Origin of the sequence: Gordonia sp. NPDC127522, assembly GCF_042672305.1 — a bacterium.
GTDB classification, from domain to species: domain Bacteria; phylum Actinomycetota; class Actinomycetes; order Mycobacteriales; family Mycobacteriaceae; genus Gordonia; species Gordonia hongkongensis.
Map to the genome: position 1 here is coordinate 611,937 of NZ_JBHXVK010000002.1, position 16,085 is coordinate 628,021.

A 16,085-nucleotide genomic window follows, 5' to 3' on the forward strand; every position below is an offset into this window, starting at 1 on the left:
GCATGACCAGCACCGACCCCGGCCCCACCAGCCCCGCCACCGCCGAACCCGCAACGGGTTCCGCCCGGCGGTTCTATCCGCAGCTCGAGGGCATGCGGGCCATCGCCGCGATCGGGGTCCTGGTCACGCACGTGGCCTTCCAGACCCGCGCGGTCGAGATCCCCGTGCTGGGGCCGGTCCTCGGTCGTCTCGACCTAGCGGTCGCCTTGTTCTTCGCGCTCTCCGGATTTCTGCTCTGGCGGCCGTGGGTCGACGCCGCGCATCGCGGGACCGGTCATCCGTCGGTGCCGCGGTATTTCCGCCATCGGGTCGTGCGCATCTGGCCGGCCTACGTGGTCGTGGTGACGCTGGTGATCCTGCTGCTCCCCGAAGCGCAGGGAGCCGATGCGCAGGTCTGGCTGGCGAACCTCACGCTCACGCAGGTCTTCGTGCCGCTGACACTGACCGCCGGTCTGACCCAGATGTGGAGCCTCTCGGTCGAGATCGCCTTCTACGCACTGCTGCCGCTCATCGGCTTCGCTCTGCTGCGGCTGCGCGGGAGCCGTCTGTGTGCGCGGGTGCCGGCGCTCGTCCTCCTCGGTGCGCTGAGCCTCGGCTGGGCATGGGTCGGCACCTCGCTGCCCGTGGCCGACGGCGTGGAGACCAAGAACTGGGTGTTCGGCCACCTCCCGTGGTTCGTCGCGGGTCTGGTCCTGGCCGAGATCGCCGGAGTCCTCGAACGTGGACCGGCATCGGGTTCCGCATCCGGGACGTCGGGGACGGGCCGCTGGATGGCGGGAACGATCCGCCTCAGCGCGAATCGCCCGCTCATGTTGGGCGTCCTCGTCGTCGCCTACGCGCTGGCGTGCACCAGGATCGCCGGCCCGACGGGTCTCGGTGCAGTCACCGAGATCGAGTTCGCCACCAAGATGGTTCTCGGCGCGCTCTGCGGATATGCGCTGCTCGCCCCACTCGTCTGCAACGACGGGCCGTTCCGCATCCTCACCTCACGCGTGATGCTCGCGCTCGGGAGGTGGTCGTACGGGATCTTCATCTGGCACGTCGCGATACTGGCAGTGGTCTTCCCGCTGTTCGGCATCGTGCCGTTCAGCGGCGACACCCTCCTGGTGCTCGTGATCACCCTCGGTCTGTCGATCGGCGTCGCTGCGGCCAGCTATGCCTTCATCGAGGAGCCGGCCCGGAACTGGTTGCGCAACCGCGAGAATCGTCGTCGCAACCGTCGCCACGACGCGGCCGACGCCCCGTCGTCGTCAGGCCCGTCGTCGTCAGGCCCGTCGTCATCAGGCCCGCCGTCGACGGCCGACCAGAACACCAACCACGCCGTCATCGACACCGCCACCAGCGCCGGTAGCTGAACCCACCATTGCGACCCGTGGTACCCGCCCGAGGCGTGCCAGGGGCCGGCCGCCAGCCCGATGGTCGCGGTCATCATCGCCACGAATGTGATTGTGACGCCGGCCTTCTGCGGTACCGCTGCGGCGAGGGTGCCGACCACGACGGCGGCCGCGAGTCCCCACCAGCCGGACACCAGCCACGCCGCGGCGAACACCGCACCCGCCGCGACGAGCACGGTGCCGCGCCCGGACGGAATCACGACGGGGTCGCCGGCCCGCATGCGACGCGCGGACGGCCACCACGCGGCGACGAGCAGCAGCGCCATCAGCGCGAGCCCGATCCCCAGCGACCACCGGTACAGCGAGTCGAATCGGAAGGTGAGTTCGACGGTTCCGCCTGCACCGGCGGGGACGACCCAGCCCTGTTGCCACCCGTCGACGACGACCGGCCGTAGCTGCGTGTCGTCGAGGTGCGCCTGCCACCCCGGGTTGGTGCTCTCGGGCACGACGAGCAGCCGTTGCGCACCGGCGTCGACCGTCACCGCCCGCCGCACCGGCGACCACTCGGTCACCTCGGGGGACGTCGACGCGGGCGCCGAGACCGGATCACCGTCCACCAGCGACAGGGCGTCGACGGTGAAGGCGTCGCCGGGATTGACCGACACCTCCTGCTGGCCGGCGGGCAGCACGAGCCGGCCGCCGTCGCACGGGCGCCCGACCACCGGCTGTCCGCTGCGCAGCTCGGACGCGGTGGCGCGCACGGACATCCGGACGACCTGACCCGCGGCGGTCAGGCCGATCCCGGCGTCGCAACCGATCTCGACGATCCGGTCGGCGTCCGTACCGGTCGCCGGCGACGGGAACACCTGGACCTCGGCGATCCCCGGTGGTGCGGGACTGGAGAATCCGAGGCTGTTGACGTCGATCAGGTCGGACTGCGCGCGGATGGTGATCTCGACGCGGTCGGTGACCGCGGGATCGAGTCGTAAGACGCCGTTCTCGTCCACCTCGCGGATCTGTTCGCCGGTCCCGAGGTCGACCGCGACCTCGGTGGGCGCCGCGGGATACCCCCGCGGGGCGGCGATCGTCAGCGCCTCGACCCGCTGTTCGCGCGGGAGGTCCAGGACCAGGGTGGGAGTGTTCTCGTCGGCTGCTGCGTCGTCGTCTGCCGAGGAATCATCGCCCGCTTGCGACGTCCGCTCGTCGGGGATCTCCGGTGCGGTCCACGAGGTTCCGGGGTCGCCGTCGACGGCGGCCGCGGGCCCGCCACGAGGGTCGGTCACCGGGCGGGGCCCGCGCGCCGTGACCCGGTCGTCCTCGGCGAGAAGCCGATCCAGAGCATCCCCGGGTCGGGGTCGCAGGATCGCGGTGGGGGAGACGGTGACATCCGACGGCACCGAGAGTGCGCGCCCGAACACCGCCGACGTCTCCGGCGAGAGTGCGAGACCTGGTGCGCACCTGGTCATCTGCCGCTCGGGGTCGGAGACGCACGATGCCCGCCCGGACAACTCCTGGTACAGCAGCCACTGGGCCACGTCGGTGCCGGCCTCGAGTTCGGGCAGCACAACGCGATGGCGGATCCGCAACGGCGTCGCGGTCCGCAGATCGGAGACCGTCACCTCACCGAGCGCGAATTGGTTCCCCGCCGTGCCGTCGTCGGTGCGGAGCGCGCGGATCTGGAGCCAACCGGTGGGGCCGCTGGGGGCGGTCACGGTGACCGGTTCGCCGGGAGCGAGACCGGAGACCACCGTGCTGCCCGCCTCGGTGGTGATCAGCGCACTCGTGACGTCGGGTCCGAGTGCCTTCGCGGTCGTCAGGGTCACCGCGAGATCGGTGCGCGGCGTCGTGAAACCGATGCGCATCCATCGCCCGACCGCGGTCTCCAGTCCGCCGCTCACCCAGGCGCTCTGCGGGTTGCCGTCGAAGGCTGCGGCCGCCGAGTTGGCCGGCGAGGTCTGTCCGGGCTGGACCGCGTCCGCCGCCGATCCCGACGTCGACACCTCGACTTCGCCGCTGTCGTTGTCCAACAACCATTCCCCGTGGACCAGTGGTTGGCCGTCGACGGGGTAGTCGGCGACGGCGTTCTGTGTCCGACGCGGGTCCGACGGCGACCTGATCGCCGAACTGTGGTCGTCGACGCGTCCGAAGTCGGTCTCCCGGTCAGCGGGTGTGTCGGTCACGATCAACGGGCCGTCGACGATCCCGGCGCGGCGGGCGTCGGCGTCGAGCACGACGGGTCCGAGCGGGGGAAGCCCTTGGCGTGCGCGGACGTCGGCCAGTTCGGCGATCGCCTCGGGCCCGCCGGCAATGCGGGGGAGCCCGGTGGTGTCGACGAGTCGCGGGCCGGTGCCGGTCATCGGCGTGCCCGGTTCGCCGACGGCGTAGATCTGCACCGCGGGCATCGGCGGACGTAGCCCGTTGTCGCGCACCACTCCTCGGACGCTGGGTGGCCCGATCGGCGGACCGAACTCGGCGACGCGACGGAGCCCGGGCGACTCGTCGAGTGCCTGTTGCACGAGCAGCGGGCGGGCCGACCGCGAGGTGTCGGGGTCGAGATCGGCTCGGAGGACGACGAATCCGATGCCCTGCCCGGCGAGGGTGGCGGCGAGGCCGGGGGATCCACGGCCCGCGGCGATCTCCCGTTGTACGGAGTCGAGGGCGCGGATCGCGCCGGGCGGGGTGAGCGGGATCGCGTCGCGGACCGCCCACGGGGTGTCGGACAGGGGTTGCAGCGGTTCGTCGCGGGTGAGCCCCCAGAGCTGGTCGGCGAACGGGGCGCCGGGGACGACCAGCGCGCGGGCGGGCGGGGCGCCGTCGTCGCGTTCGCTGTGCTTCGCCAGCCAGTCGGCGGTCTGCTGCCAGTGGCGTGGAATCGCCTGGTACGTACCGTCCGGCGCGAGCTGGCCGGTCCACATCAACGACCCGGCGCCGATGACGGCGACGAGCAGGACGATCGTCGCGGCGACCGGTCGTGACCGCTGGGGCTGGGCGAAGGCGGAGAGCGTCTCGCGGCGACTCGCACTCCCCGGCAGCGGAACCCGTGCCAGGAGATGTGCGACACCGAGGACCAGCGGGATGCGGAGCAGCGGCTCGAACTTGTGGATGTTGCGCAGCGGGGCGCCGGAGCCGTCGAGGAAGACGCGTACCTGCTCAGCGACCGGCGACCCGAGTTCACCCGCGTGGCCGACGCACATCAGGACGAGGCCGACGCCGAGAATCGCGACGAGACGGCCGCGGAACGGCATGTGCCGCATGCACAATCCGGCGAGCCCCGCGGCTGCGATGGCCCCGGTCGCCAGCACCGCGGCGGGCTGGGTGACGAGCACCGCCCCGGCGACGCGCTCCGGCGACACGAACGGCGTCCACGAACTCGCCCCGCGCAGCACCTCGGTGAGAGAGGTCCACTGCGTGGTGACCCGCGACGATTCGATGTAGTCCAGGAACGGCGGACTCACGCGCGACAGGATCAGCAGCGGGACGAGCCACCACGCGCACGCCAGGGTCAGGCCGGCCGCGGTCCAGGCGCCGAACCGCCACCAGCGTCGGTCGCGCGGACTGTGCAGCAGCCACCACAGGGCGGCGACGCCGAGCGCTGCCAGCGTCGCGACGGCGTTGACCGCGCCCATCAGCGCGACCGCGGCCGACGCACGCGCGGCCTCCCGCCACAGCGGGGCAGCGTTCTCGGCCCGCGTGTCGAGTGCCCGCACCACCGGGATCAGCACCCACGGGGCGAGCATCATCGGCAGGGTCTCCGACGAGATCGAGCCGAGCGTGGTCAGGACCCGCGGGCTGAGCACGAAGACGGTGGCGGCGATGATCCGCGAGGCGGGCGAGCCCAGCCGCAGCATCTCGGCGAGGCGGACGATGCCGACGAACCCGACGGTGAGCAGCACCGCCCACCAGAGGCGTTGCACGATCCACGGCGGAACGGCGAGAAGGTCACCCAGGGCGAAGAACGCGCCGTGGGGGAAGAAGTACCCGTAGGCCTGGTTCTGCACCTGCCCCATCGGTGCGTTCGGCGTCCACAGATGCGCGGCGCGCGCGAGGAATCCGAGCGGATTCGCGGTGAGGTCGAGTTTGGTGTCGGCGGCGATGCGGCCCGGTGACTGCAGCAGGCAGATCAACAGCGAGATCGCGGCGACGACGGCGACGCCGCGCCGACTCAGCCCAGACCGGTCGAGCCCAGACCGATAGAGCCCAGACCGATCCAGGATGGACTGATCCGGTGGCGGAGGCGGAGTACTCAGTTGCGGCTGCTGTCGATCAGGAGACGCCGGGACCGGAGGCGTCGTCGAGGTGTCAGTTGGTCTCGCCGGCTCCGCCGCGCGAACCGTAGTCCACCGAACCCTGGACGAATCCGTTGTTCGGGCTGATGTTGTTCAGATCGGTGGACGGGCTGTTCTCGGAGGCCAGGAACCCGCCGAGGAACACCGCGCCGAGTCCCACCAGGATGCCGGCGACCCCGGCGACGGCTCCGGCGACAAGGCGGTTGTTGGTCATGGCGATGAAACTACCATCGCCGAAGTCCGTTTCCGGGTGACACCCGCTCACACCTGCGGAACCGCCGCGCGGTGCTCAACGCCCGGAGCGCACTTTCGTGAGGGCGCGATCCCACAACAGCCGCACGCTCGACTTCACCATCTCGGGTTTGTCGACGTCGCGGCTGAGCAGCATCGTCGACGTCGCGATCGTCTTGGCAGACGCCTTGGAACGATGCCCGGAGTCCAGGTGGGGCTGCGGGTCGTACTCGATGATCAACTGGATCGCCTCGGCGCGCGCACGCCCGGCGATCTGTTCGGCCAGCCACAGCGCGAGGTCGATGCCCGCGGACACGCCGGCCGCGGTGACCAGGTCGTCGTCGGGCGCGGCGCGCACGATCCGCTGGTCCGAGACCGGCTTCGCGCCGTGCAGCGACAGCCCGGCCATCGACGACCAATGCGTCGTGGCCGGCTTCCCGTCGAGCAGACCGGCCGCCGCCAGGATGATCGAACCGGTGCACACCGACGTCGTCCACTGGGCGCCCGGCCGTACGGCACGCAGCCAGTCGAGGACCTTCTCGTCCTGCGAGGCGGCCAGGAAACCGGGACCACCCGGCACCAGGACGACGTCCGGCGAAGGTGTCTCGTCGAACGAATGCGTGGCTCCGACGACGAGCACGCCCGAGTCGGCGACGACCGGTCCGGGTTCGTGCCAGACGAACCTCACCTCGGTGTCGGGCAGGGCCCGCAGCACCTCGTAGGGGCCGATGAAGTCGAGCGCGGTGAACTGCGGGTAGAGGACGATCGCTATCTGGGTCATGGATGCCCTTTCGGGTCGTGGGTTCTCGGGTGTGCGTCTAGCGGAAGGTGCGGCGGTACTGATCGGGCGGCACGCCGAGCCGGCGGACGAAGGTGCGTCGCATCGTCTCGGCGGATCCGAACCCGCACCGGGTGGCGATCACCGGCATCGTGTCGTCGCTCTGGGTGAGTGCCCGGCGGGCGGCGTCGGTCCGGACCCGTTCGACATAGGCGCCCGGCGCCTCGCCGGTCTCGTCGGTGAAGATGCGGGAGAAATGGCGCGGGCTCATCGACGCGTCGCGGGCGAGAAAGTCGACGCGGTGCACCCGGCCCGGCTCGGCCTCGATACGTTCCTGGATCTCGCGGATCGCCGTGCGCCGGGCCCGGGGCATCCACGCGGGAGGCGTCGTGGACGCCGGTGCCGCCGGGGAGGATCAGGATGTCCAGCGGCTCGGCCGGGTCGGGCAGCGGCTGCGCGACGAACTCCAGCCCGACGCCGGTGCCCACCGGCAGACCGGACTTCGACACCAGCCGCAGGTCGTAGCGGACCTGCGCGCCCTGGTCGGCGAGGGCATACGACGCGGTGGTGAACACGTCGGCCGGACCGGTCACGTCCAGGGCCTGCACCCCGGGGTATCCGAGGATCAGCACCGATCGACTCATGAGGACATCGTTTCCGACCCGCACCGTGGCGTCCAGGCCACGCATCCCACAGATCAGGACATGTCTCTGCTGGCTGGACGGAGACCGACCCGCCGCTGGTTGAGCGGGCACCCGCCCCGCTGGTCGAGCCGGCTCGCCCCCCGCTGGTTGAGCCGGCCCCGAGCGGAGCGAGGCGCCGTGTCGAAGCCACCCCCGCTGGTTGAGCCGGCCCCGAGCGAAGCCGCCGGGCCGAGCAAGCGACGAAGGAGCGCGTCGAGGTCGAGGCGCCGTGTCGAAGCCACTTGGTGACCTCGACAAGCTCGGCCGTCAGGTGGGGACGCTCGGCCAGCAGATGGCGCTACAACGTGACCTGTGGTTCTTTCTCGCACTTGGCAGGAACGATGAACACCGGCCGATGGCAATGTTTGAGGACCCGCTCGGCGACGCTGGACCGCAGCAGTGCCTTGAGTCCCGACGCCCCGCGCGTTCCGGTGACCAGGAGATCGACGTCGAGCGCTTCGGCGGCGGCGACGAGCGCACCCCACACCGTCGACTCCACCTCCACGAGCGATCCGCGCGCAGTCAGTCCGCACTCGGCGGCAAGTGTCACGCCGCGCTCGTTGATCGCGGCGGCCTCGTCTTCGAGGGCCTGGTCGACGCCGGCGTCGAGTTGGGTGTCGATGAACGGCTGCATCCCGCCTGCCAGGGTGGACATACGTGCCGGCGTCATGCCGCCGGGCTGCCAGGCGGTGACGACCACTGCGGATTGCGCGCGGAGGAATTGTCCGGCGTATCGGATGGCGCGGTCGGCGTTCGGGGACCCGTCGTAGGCGATCATCAGTGTTTGTGCGGCACTGTTGCCGCCGCTACCGCTCCCGGCGGTGGCGGACCCGGACGAATCGGACCCCACGTCCATTGGCTCAGACTACATGCCAGACTCGTGCCATGGGCCCAACTCGCAGACCCCGGCGGATTCGTCGCGAAGGGATCCGTGACAACTGGATCCGGAATGCGATGACGACTGGGACGGTCGCCGTACTGTGCGCGGCGCTGGCGGCGTGCGCGTCATCGACGCCGGACTCACCGCCGCCGACTCCCTCGTACTCGGCGTCGTCGCACGCTTCGGCGTCTTCATCGGCGTCGCCGACGACCGTTCCGGTCGCAAACAGTTGTGGTGCAAACGAACTCGCGAAGTTGTCCGTACGCCAGAAGCTGGCGCAGCTGATCGTCGTCGGCGTCACCGGGGCGGCCGACGCGCAGCAGATCGTCGAGAACGAGGAGATTGGCGGGATCTTCGTCGGCAGCTGGACCGACAAGGCGATTCTGACGAGCGGTGCGGCAGCACGTATTTCGCAGAACTCATCGATCCCGCTGATGGTCACCGTCGATCAGGAGGGCGGGCGGGTGTCGCGCCTGTCCGCGCTCGGCATCGACCACGCCTCGCCCCGTCAACTCGCCCAGACCAAGACGCCCGAGCAGGTGCGTGCGATCGCGGCCGACGTGGGCCGCAAGCTCAAGCGGCTCGGCGTCACCGTCGATTTCGCGCCGGTCGCGGACGTGAGCGACGAATCCGACAACGAGGTGATCGGTGACCGGTCCTTCAGCAACGACCCGGCGGTCGTCACCGAATACGCGGGCGCGTACGCGGCGGGGTTGGCCGACGCCGGAATCACGCCCGTGTACAAGCACTTTCCGGGGCACGGGCACGGCTCGGGTGACTCTCATCTGGGAGTCGTGACGGTCCCGTCGCTCGCCGAGCTGCAGGACAGCGATCTCGTGCCGTTCCGGACGCTGCTGCGTGACCCCGGAACCGCGGGCGCGATGGTCGGCCACCTGATCGTCCCCGGCCTGACGCGGGGACTGCCCGCCAGCATCAGCCGGCCGGCGATCCAGATGTTGCGCACCGGCGTCGGCTACGACGGTCCGCGCTTCGACGGCGTGATCTACTCCGACGATCTGTCGGGCATGGCCGCGATCAGCGCGCAATACCCCATCGAGCAGGCGGTGGAGAAGTTCATCCTCGCCGGTGGCGACGTCGCGCTGTGGCTGTCCACCGACCGTGTCGGTTCGGTGCTCGACAACCTCGAGCGTGCGGTGTCGTCCGGTCGCCTCGCACCGGCCCGCCTCGATGACAAGGTCGTGCGCATCCTGCGGTCCAAGGGTGTGGTGAACTGTTGAACTGCTGAGACCCCGCGTCGAAGGGGGTTTCACCTTACCGATTGGTAAGTTGTTGATATCGTCGGTCGGAACAGTTGTCGTGAACGGAGGTGGCGGTCATGTCGGGCGGAACCAAGCGCCTGCCCCGCGCGGTGCGCGAGCAGCAGATGCTCGATGCTGCCGTCAAGGTGTTCGCGCAGAACGGTTTTCGCGAGACGTCGATGGACGCGATCGCATCCGAGGCGCAGATCTCCAAGCCGATGCTCTACCTGTACTACGGCTCGAAGGACGAACTGTTCAGCGCGTGCATCGCCCGTGAGTCCGGTCTGTTCATCGACGCGATGAGCGTCGGTTTCGACCCGTCGCTGTCGCAGCGTGAGCAGGCCGTCACGGTGATCCGTGAGTTCCTTCGCTTCGTCCACGAGCACCGGCAGTCCTGGCGAGTGCTCTACCGCGTCGCCATCGGCACCGCCGGTTTCGCCGGCATCGTCTCCGAGAGCCGCCAGCGGGTCACCGAGATGGTCGCCCAGCTGATCAAGGCGGGCACGACCGTCGAGGTCGACAGCGACATCGACTTCGAACTCACCGCCGTCGCGATCGTCGGCGCCGCCGAGGCCGTCGCCGACCGCATCACCGAGGGCGACGTCGACCTCGAGCGGGCCACCAGCCTCCTCGTCGGCATCACCTGGCGCGGCCTGAAGGGCGTCGGTACAGACGCCTGAGGTGACCACCACCCCTGCTCCCTGAGGGCGACCCACCCCTGCTCCCTGAGGAGCGCCCGGAGCTTGCGGAGGGCGCGTCACGAAGGGTCTGGCGACCGGGGTCGCGAAACCCTTCGTGACGCTCGCAAGCTCGCTCCTCAGGGAGCGGAGGGTGACGCTCGCAAGCTCGCTCCTCAGGGAGCGGAGGGTGACGCTCGAAAGCTCGCTTTTTCAGGGAGCGAGGGCGACGCCCCTCAGCCCTCCCGCGTCGTCGCGGTGAGGTGCGGGAATCCCTTGCGGCGGTCGCGGATCGCGATGTCGAAGCTGCCCCTGCTCTCACCACTGCCGCCGTCGATGCGGCGGGTGTAGAGGTTCACCTTGGCCGGCAACAGGATCGGCTTGCCGAACCTGACGTCGTAGGTGACCGCGTCCGGCAGCTGCGCCTCCACGTTCGCGACAGCTGCTGCGGCACTCCACATCCCGTGGGCGATGGCCTTGGGGAAGCCGAAGGCCTTCGCCGGCAGGTTGCCCATGTGGATCGGGTTGCGGTCGCCCGAGGCGGCGGCGTACTCGCGGATCCGCTTGAGGTCGACGGCCAGGATGGCGTCCGGCGGCGGCGGGGTCTTCGACTTCGGTTCAGGACCCCGCGGCTCGTCGGACAGGCTGGTGCGCTGCTGCTTCAGGAACGTCGCCGTCTGGGTGGTGACGAGTTCCGATCCGACGCGGATCTCGCTGACGACGTCGATCAGGATGCCCTTGCGGTGCTCGCGCAGGTTCTGTGCATGCGTGACGATGTCGAGCGGCTCACCGACCTCGATGGGCCGCGAACGTTCGATGGTGTTCGTCATGTGTACCGAACCGACGGCGCCGAACGGGAACTCGTCGGACGTCATGAGCTTCATGACGACCGGGAACTGCAGCACGAACGGGTACGTCAGCGGCAGGGTGCCGCCGAACCGCTGCCCGGTCGCGTGGCAGTACGCCTGCAGCGCAGTCGAATCCACCCGCACGCCGTCGAGTCGGTAACGCGTCTCGGGTGCGGTGGCGTCGGCCGGCACCCGTGGCGGCTTGCCGATGCCGGGCAGCAGCGCGGTGACCGCCTTGCCGTACAGCTCGGCGGTGCCGGGTGCGGACGGGAGGGTGATCGTCTTGCCCATCAGGCCCCCAGGAATCCCTGGCCGCAGACGCGGACCACATTGCCGGTGATGGCATTGCTCGCCGGGTTGGCGAAGTAGGCCACGGTCTCGGCGACGTCGACGGTCTGACCGCCCTGCTGCAGCGAGCTCATCAGGCGGCCGGCCTCACGGGTGGCTAGCGGGATGGCCGCGGTCATCTTGGTCTCGATGAAGCCGGGCGCCACCGCGTTGATGGTGATGCCCTTCTCGGCGAGGATCGGCGCGTAGGCGTCCACGAGGCCGATGACACCGGCCTTCGAGGCGCCGTAGTTGGTCTGGCCGCGGTTGCCCGCGATGCCGGCGATCGACGAGACGTCGACGACGGCGCCGCCCTCGCGCAGAGCACCCTTCTCGAGCAGCGTCTCGACGAGGGTCTGCGGTGCGATGAGGTTGACCGCGATGACCGCGTCCCAGCGGGAGTCGTCCATGTTGGCAAGCAGCTTGTCGCGGGTGATGCCGGCGTTGTTGACGATGATGTCGATGCCGCCGTGACGCTCGAGAGCGTGCTCGGCGAGCTTCGCGCCGGCGTCGGCCGCGGTGACATCGAGCGGGAAGGCGGTGCCGCCGACCTTGTTCGCCGTCTCCGACAGCGCGTCCCCGGCCTGCGGGACATCGGCGGCGATCACGTGTGCGCCGTCGCGGGAGAGGACCTCGGCGATCGTCGCGCCGATGCCGCGGGCGGCACCGGTGACGACGGCGACCTTGCCCTCGAGGGGCTTGTCCCAGTTCTTCGGCGCGGTGGCGTCGGCGCCGCCGACCCGGATGACCTGGGCGTCGACGAAGGCCGACTTCGCCGACAGCACGAAGCGCACGGTCGACTCGAGGCCGGTCAGCCCGGTCTTGGCGTCGGGGGAGACGTAGACGAGCTGGACGGTGGACCCCTTCAGGAGTTCCTTGCCCAGCGAGCGGGTGAAGCCTTCGAGTGCACGCTGCGCGACGCGCTCGGAGGGGTCGGTGACCAGCTCCGGCGTGGTGCCGATGACCAGGAACCGCGCGCAGGCCGCGGTCGAGCGCATCGCGGGCTGGAAGAACTCGAAGAGCTGACGCAGCTCGGCGGGAGTGGTGATGCCGGTCGCGTCGAAGACCAGGCCGCCGTACTTGTCGGCGCTGCGGCCGGTCGTGGCGTTCTGGATCAGGTCGTAGTCCTCGGTCGAGAGCATCTCGCGAAGCGGTTCGACGAGCCGGCCGGACCCGCCGAGCAGCACGGGGCCGGGCAGCGGCGGCTCGGAAGCCTTGTAGCGCCGTAGCGGCGGCGGGACGGGCAATCCGGCCTGCTTGGCGATGAATGCGCCGGGCGCGGAATGGACGAAGCTCGAGTACAGGCCAGTGTTTCCGTTGGCGGCCACGTTGATCTCCTCTGACTGTCGTTCGACAACGAACTTACTGATGAGTAAGAATACGCTATAGATACCGCACCCGACCCTTGGGAGATCGACGTGGCCGAACAGTCCAACCCCACCAGCAAGCCGAAGACCCGCAGCGATCGTCCCGTCGCGATTCTCGGCGGCAACCGCATCCCGTTCGCACGTCAGGACAAGGCGTACGCGAAGGTCGGCAACCAGGAGATGTTCACCGCCGCTCTCGACGGCCTGGTGAGCCGCTTCAACCTGCAGGGCGAGCAGCTCGGCATGGTCGCCGGCGGCGCCGTGCTCAAGCACGCCCGTGATTTCAATCTCATCCGTGAGTCGGTGCTGGGCTCGGCGTTGTCGCCGTACACGCCCGCCTTCGACATCCAGCAGGCCTGCGGCACCGGATTGCAGGCCATCACGACGGTCGCCGACGGCATCGCCCGCGGTCGCTACGACGCCGCGATCGGCGGTGGCGTCGACACGACGTCCGACGCACCGATCGCCGTGGGCGAGGGCCTGCGTCGTCAGCTGCTCGAGGTCAACCGGGCGCGTAGCACCAAGGATCAGATCCTCGGCGCCGCGAAGCTGCTGACGAAGCTCGGTATCGAGATCCCGCGCAACGGCGAGCCCCGCACGGGCATGTCGATGGGCGAGCACGCCGCCGTCACGGCCAAGGAATTCGGCATCAAGCGGGCCGACCAGGACGAGTTGGCCGCCCGCAGCCACCAGAACATGGCGGCCGCCTACGACGCCGGCTTCTTCGACGACCTGATCACCCCGTTCCTGGGCCTGACCCGCGACCAGAACCTGCGCGGCGACTCCACCGCGGAGAAGCTCGCCAAGCTCAAGCCGGTCTTCGGCGTCTCCCTCGGCGACGCGACGATGACCGCGGGCAACTCGACGCCGCTCACCGACGGTGCGTCGACCGTGCTGCTCGCCAGCGACGAGTGGGCCGCCGACCGCGGACTGCCGGTGCTCGCCTACTTCGTGGACAGCGAGACCGCCGCGGTCGACTACGTCAACGGGCCCGACGGTCTGCTCATGGCCCCGACCTACGCGGTGCCGCGTCTGCTCGCCCGCAACGGGCTCACGCTGCAGGACTTCGACTTCTACGAGATCCACGAGGCCTTCGCGTCGGTGGTCCTCGCGACCCTGCAGGCCTGGGAGTCCGAGGAGTACTGCAAGGAGCGCCTCGGCCTCGACTCGGCACTGGGTTCGATAGACCGCAGCAAGCTCAACGTCCACGGTTCGTCGCTCGCGGCGGGTCACCCCTTCGCGGCGACCGGCGGCCGGATCGTCGCGCAGGCGGCCAAGCAGATCAAGGAGAACGGCGGCGGTCGCGCCCTGATCTCGATCTGTGCCGCGGGCGGCCAGGGCGTCACCGCGATCATCGAGGGCTGACGACTCGTAGCGGACGTCATCGAGGGTTGGAATCCCGATAAGTGAGACGGATCGGCGACTGATCGGTCGATCCGTCTCACTTTCGTGGGACGAAACCGGGTACTTCGTCACATATTCGACAGATTTGGGGCTCCGGGGATGCCCTCGGCCGAAAAGTAGCGTAAATATGTCTATAGCTCCGGCTGCGCTGTCAGACCCCCGACCCGACAGCTCGGCCGGAGCGCCTACTTTTCCCGACCGTAGTTCTGCGGCCACCCCCTGATCGGCCCAGTCGTCAGCCCCGCGCGGCTGCCAGCCACGATGGATGGAGTTGTGACCCCAGGCTCTCGCCGAGCACGAACCGCGCTCCGCGCCGTGCTCGCCGTCATCGCCGTGATCACGCTCATACTCGCCGCCGAATTCGTGGCCACCCGTTCCGACTCCCCACGCAACGCCGTCGTCGGCGGTATCGATGCGGGCGGTCGGAACTCCGCCGAACTCACCTCCGTACTCGACGAGCTGACGGCGCGTTCGCGACAACCGGTCGTCTTGCGGACGCCGGAGGGCTCGGCCGAGGTCGCGCCCGCCGAGCTGGGACTCGCATACGACGCCGATGCGACGCGGGCTCGTCTCCTCGAGCAACCGCGCAATCCGCTCGCCCGTCTGGCCGCGCTGTTCGGCCGCGACTTCGACGTCGAGCCGGTCGTCACGCTGGATCGGACGGCGATGAACGCGGCGCTCGACGCCCAGCGCGCGTCACTCGAGAAGGCGGCGGTCGAGGGTGGTGTGCACTACGACGGCACCGAGCCCGTCGGGGATCAGCCCGCCAAGGGTGAACGCATCGCGCGAGACGCGGCCGCCGCGACCCTCGTCGACCGTTGGCTGGACGGTGCCCCCGTCGACCTGCCCATGGAACCCTTCTCGCCGACGGTGAGCGCCGAGGTCGTGGCCGTGACCGTCGCCGGACCGGCCGAACGGGTGGTCGCGGCTCCCGTGAGTCTCGTGGACCGCCGCAAACGGACGGTCGAGGTGCCCGCGGGAGACCTCGCTGCGATGGTGACCTTCGGGCCCGACGGCCGTGGCGGGCTCACTCCCCGAGCCGACGAGAAGGTGGGGCGCGAGATCCTCGCCCCCGACCTCGACGCCTCGCAACGGGCCCCCGTCAGCGCGACGTTCAGTCTGGCGTCCGGCCGTCCGCAGGTGGTGCCGGGCGTCGACGGCGCCGCGATCAACTGGCCGAAGACCCTCGCCGCCGTCGCCACGAGTGCTGCGGCCGACGGTGGCGATCGCAGGGTCGAGGTCGTCTACGACGACGTCGAGCCGAAGCTCACGACCGATGCCGCGCGCAAGCTCGGCGTCACCGAACTGATCAGCGAGTACACCACCGGTGGCTTCTCGAGCGCTTCCGGGGAGAACATCCGGCTCGTCGCCGCCGAGGTCGACGGCGCCCTCGTCCTGCCCGGAAAGGTGTTCTCGCTCAACGGGCACACCGGGCCGCGCGGTTCAGAGCAGGGGTACGTGGAGTCGACGATCATCGACCACGGTCGGGCGTCGAACGCGGTCGGCGGCGGGATCTCCCAGTTCGCGACGACCCTGTACAACGCGACGTATTTCGCCGGGCTCGAGGACGTCGATCACACCGAGCACGCGTATTACATCTCGCGGTACCCGGAGGCGCGGGAGGCGACCGTGTTCGAAGGCGCCATCGACCTGAAGTTCCGCAACAACACGCGGCACGGCGTGCTGATCGAGACCGCCTGGTCGCCGTCGTCGGTGACCGTGCGGCTCTGGGGCACGAAGGCGTTCGAGGTCGAGTCGGTCACGGGTGAGCGGGTTGCCCCCACCGATCCGCCGCGAGTCCGCGTTCCGCGCGGGGACGACTGCATCCCGAGCAGCGGGAGCAAGGGTTTCACGGCATCGGACACCCGGATCATCAAGGACGCGCGTACCGGACGGGAGATCGATCGGTCCACCCGCACCGTCCGCTACGCGCCCGAACCCATCGTGAAGTGCGTCTGACCCGTCGGGGCGATTCGATGCGGGGTGTTTCGCCGAAGGGCTTTACCGAGCG

The 16,085-nt window shown here is 69.9% G+C and carries 10 protein-coding genes and 2 pseudogenes; 5 read left to right on the plus strand and 7 right to left on the minus strand.

The features are described from left to right. Window positions 1–92: 92 nt before the first annotated feature. Window positions 93–1,136: pseudogene (locus ACFVHY_RS07070) on the plus strand (acyltransferase family protein); the annotation flags it as partial. 17 nt (window positions 1,137–1,153) lie between these two features. On the opposite strand, the gene ACFVHY_RS07075 reads toward ACFVHY_RS07070, so the two are convergent. The 5 genes and pseudogenes from ACFVHY_RS07075 to ACFVHY_RS07095 form a co-directional block, all read right to left on the minus strand. Continuing rightward, entirely contained in the window at window positions 1,154–5,467 is a 4,314-nt protein-coding gene (locus ACFVHY_RS07075; RefSeq protein WP_390270385.1) for a DUF3367 domain-containing protein, read from the minus strand. 166 nt (window positions 5,468–5,633) lie between these two features. Then, the gene (locus ACFVHY_RS07080; RefSeq protein WP_004023745.1) at window positions 5,634–5,834 is read right to left on the minus strand and encodes a DUF2613 domain-containing protein; all 201 of its coding nucleotides are present in this window, start codon (window positions 5,832–5,834) and stop codon (window positions 5,634–5,636) included. Window positions 5,835–5,909: 75 nt separating this feature from the next. Continuing rightward, window positions 5,910–6,632, minus strand: coding sequence for a DJ-1/PfpI family protein (locus ACFVHY_RS07085; protein WP_211539478.1), 723 nt, complete (start codon window positions 6,630–6,632; stop codon window positions 5,910–5,912). A 37-nt stretch (window positions 6,633–6,669) separates the two neighbouring features. Next, a pseudogene (locus tag ACFVHY_RS07090) lies at window positions 6,670–7,273 on the minus strand (helix-turn-helix domain-containing protein). A 337-nt stretch (window positions 7,274–7,610) separates the two neighbouring features. Next, the gene (locus ACFVHY_RS07095; protein ID WP_390270102.1) at window positions 7,611–8,168 is read right to left on the minus strand and encodes a universal stress protein; all 558 of its coding nucleotides are present in this window, start codon (window positions 8,166–8,168) and stop codon (window positions 7,611–7,613) included. Window positions 8,169–8,266: 98 nt separating this feature from the next. Here ACFVHY_RS07095 and ACFVHY_RS07100 point away from each other — a divergent pair, with 98 nt between their 5' ends. Then, entirely contained in the window at window positions 8,267–9,430 is a 1,164-nt protein-coding gene (locus tag ACFVHY_RS07100) for a glycoside hydrolase family 3 N-terminal domain-containing protein (RefSeq protein ID WP_390270105.1), read from the plus strand. A 98-nt stretch (window positions 9,431–9,528) separates the two neighbouring features. Next, window positions 9,529–10,131: a TetR/AcrR family transcriptional regulator gene (locus tag ACFVHY_RS07105; RefSeq protein WP_058252311.1), complete on the plus strand. Its 603-nt coding sequence runs from the start codon at window positions 9,529–9,531 to the stop codon at window positions 10,129–10,131. A 233-nt stretch (window positions 10,132–10,364) separates the two neighbouring features. On the opposite strand, the gene ACFVHY_RS07110 is transcribed toward ACFVHY_RS07105, so the two are convergent. After that, entirely contained in the window at window positions 10,365–11,267 is a 903-nt protein-coding gene (locus tag ACFVHY_RS07110) for a MaoC/PaaZ C-terminal domain-containing protein (protein WP_390270108.1), read from the minus strand. After that, window positions 11,267–12,631: a 3-oxoacyl-ACP reductase gene (locus ACFVHY_RS07115; RefSeq protein WP_137809638.1), complete on the minus strand. Its 1,365-nt coding sequence runs from the start codon at window positions 12,629–12,631 to the stop codon at window positions 11,267–11,269. Before ACFVHY_RS07115 ends, ACFVHY_RS07110 begins: the two co-directional genes overlap by 1 nt. A 90-nt stretch (window positions 12,632–12,721) precedes the next feature. Between ACFVHY_RS07115 and ACFVHY_RS07120 the strand changes: the two genes are divergently transcribed. Then, on the plus strand, window positions 12,722–14,035 hold the full coding sequence (locus ACFVHY_RS07120; protein WP_259935855.1) for an acetyl-CoA C-acetyltransferase: 1,314 nt from the start codon (window positions 12,722–12,724) through the stop codon (window positions 14,033–14,035). Window positions 14,036–14,335: 300 nt separating this feature from the next. Next, a complete protein-coding gene (locus ACFVHY_RS07125; protein ID WP_390270113.1) occupies window positions 14,336–16,033 on the plus strand; it encodes a VanW family protein in 1,698 nt (565 codons plus the stop codon). Window positions 16,034–16,085: the final 52 nt, after the last annotated feature.

Excerpts from the sequence above, each read along its gene's own strand:
- ACFVHY_RS07095 (WP_390270102.1), bottom strand. The coding sequence starts at position 8,168 with ATGGACGTGGGGTCCGATTCGTCCGGGTCCGCCACCGCCGGGAGCGGT.
- ACFVHY_RS07100 (WP_390270105.1), top strand. The coding sequence starts at position 8,267 with ATGACGACTGGGACGGTCGCCGTACTGTGCGCGGCGCTGGCGGCGTGC.
- ACFVHY_RS07110 (WP_390270108.1), bottom strand. The coding sequence starts at position 11,267 with ATGGGCAAGACGATCACCCTCCCGTCCGCACCCGGCACCGCCGAGCTG.
- ACFVHY_RS07080 (WP_004023745.1), bottom strand. The coding sequence starts at position 5,834 with ATGACCAACAACCGCCTTGTCGCCGGAGCCGTCGCCGGGGTCGCCGGC.
- ACFVHY_RS07085 (WP_211539478.1), bottom strand. The coding sequence starts at position 6,632 with ATGACCCAGATAGCGATCGTCCTCTACCCGCAGTTCACCGCGCTCGAC.
- ACFVHY_RS07105 (WP_058252311.1), top strand. The coding sequence starts at position 9,529 with ATGTCGGGCGGAACCAAGCGCCTGCCCCGCGCGGTGCGCGAGCAGCAG.
- ACFVHY_RS07125 (WP_390270113.1), top strand. The coding sequence starts at position 14,336 with ATGGATGGAGTTGTGACCCCAGGCTCTCGCCGAGCACGAACCGCGCTC.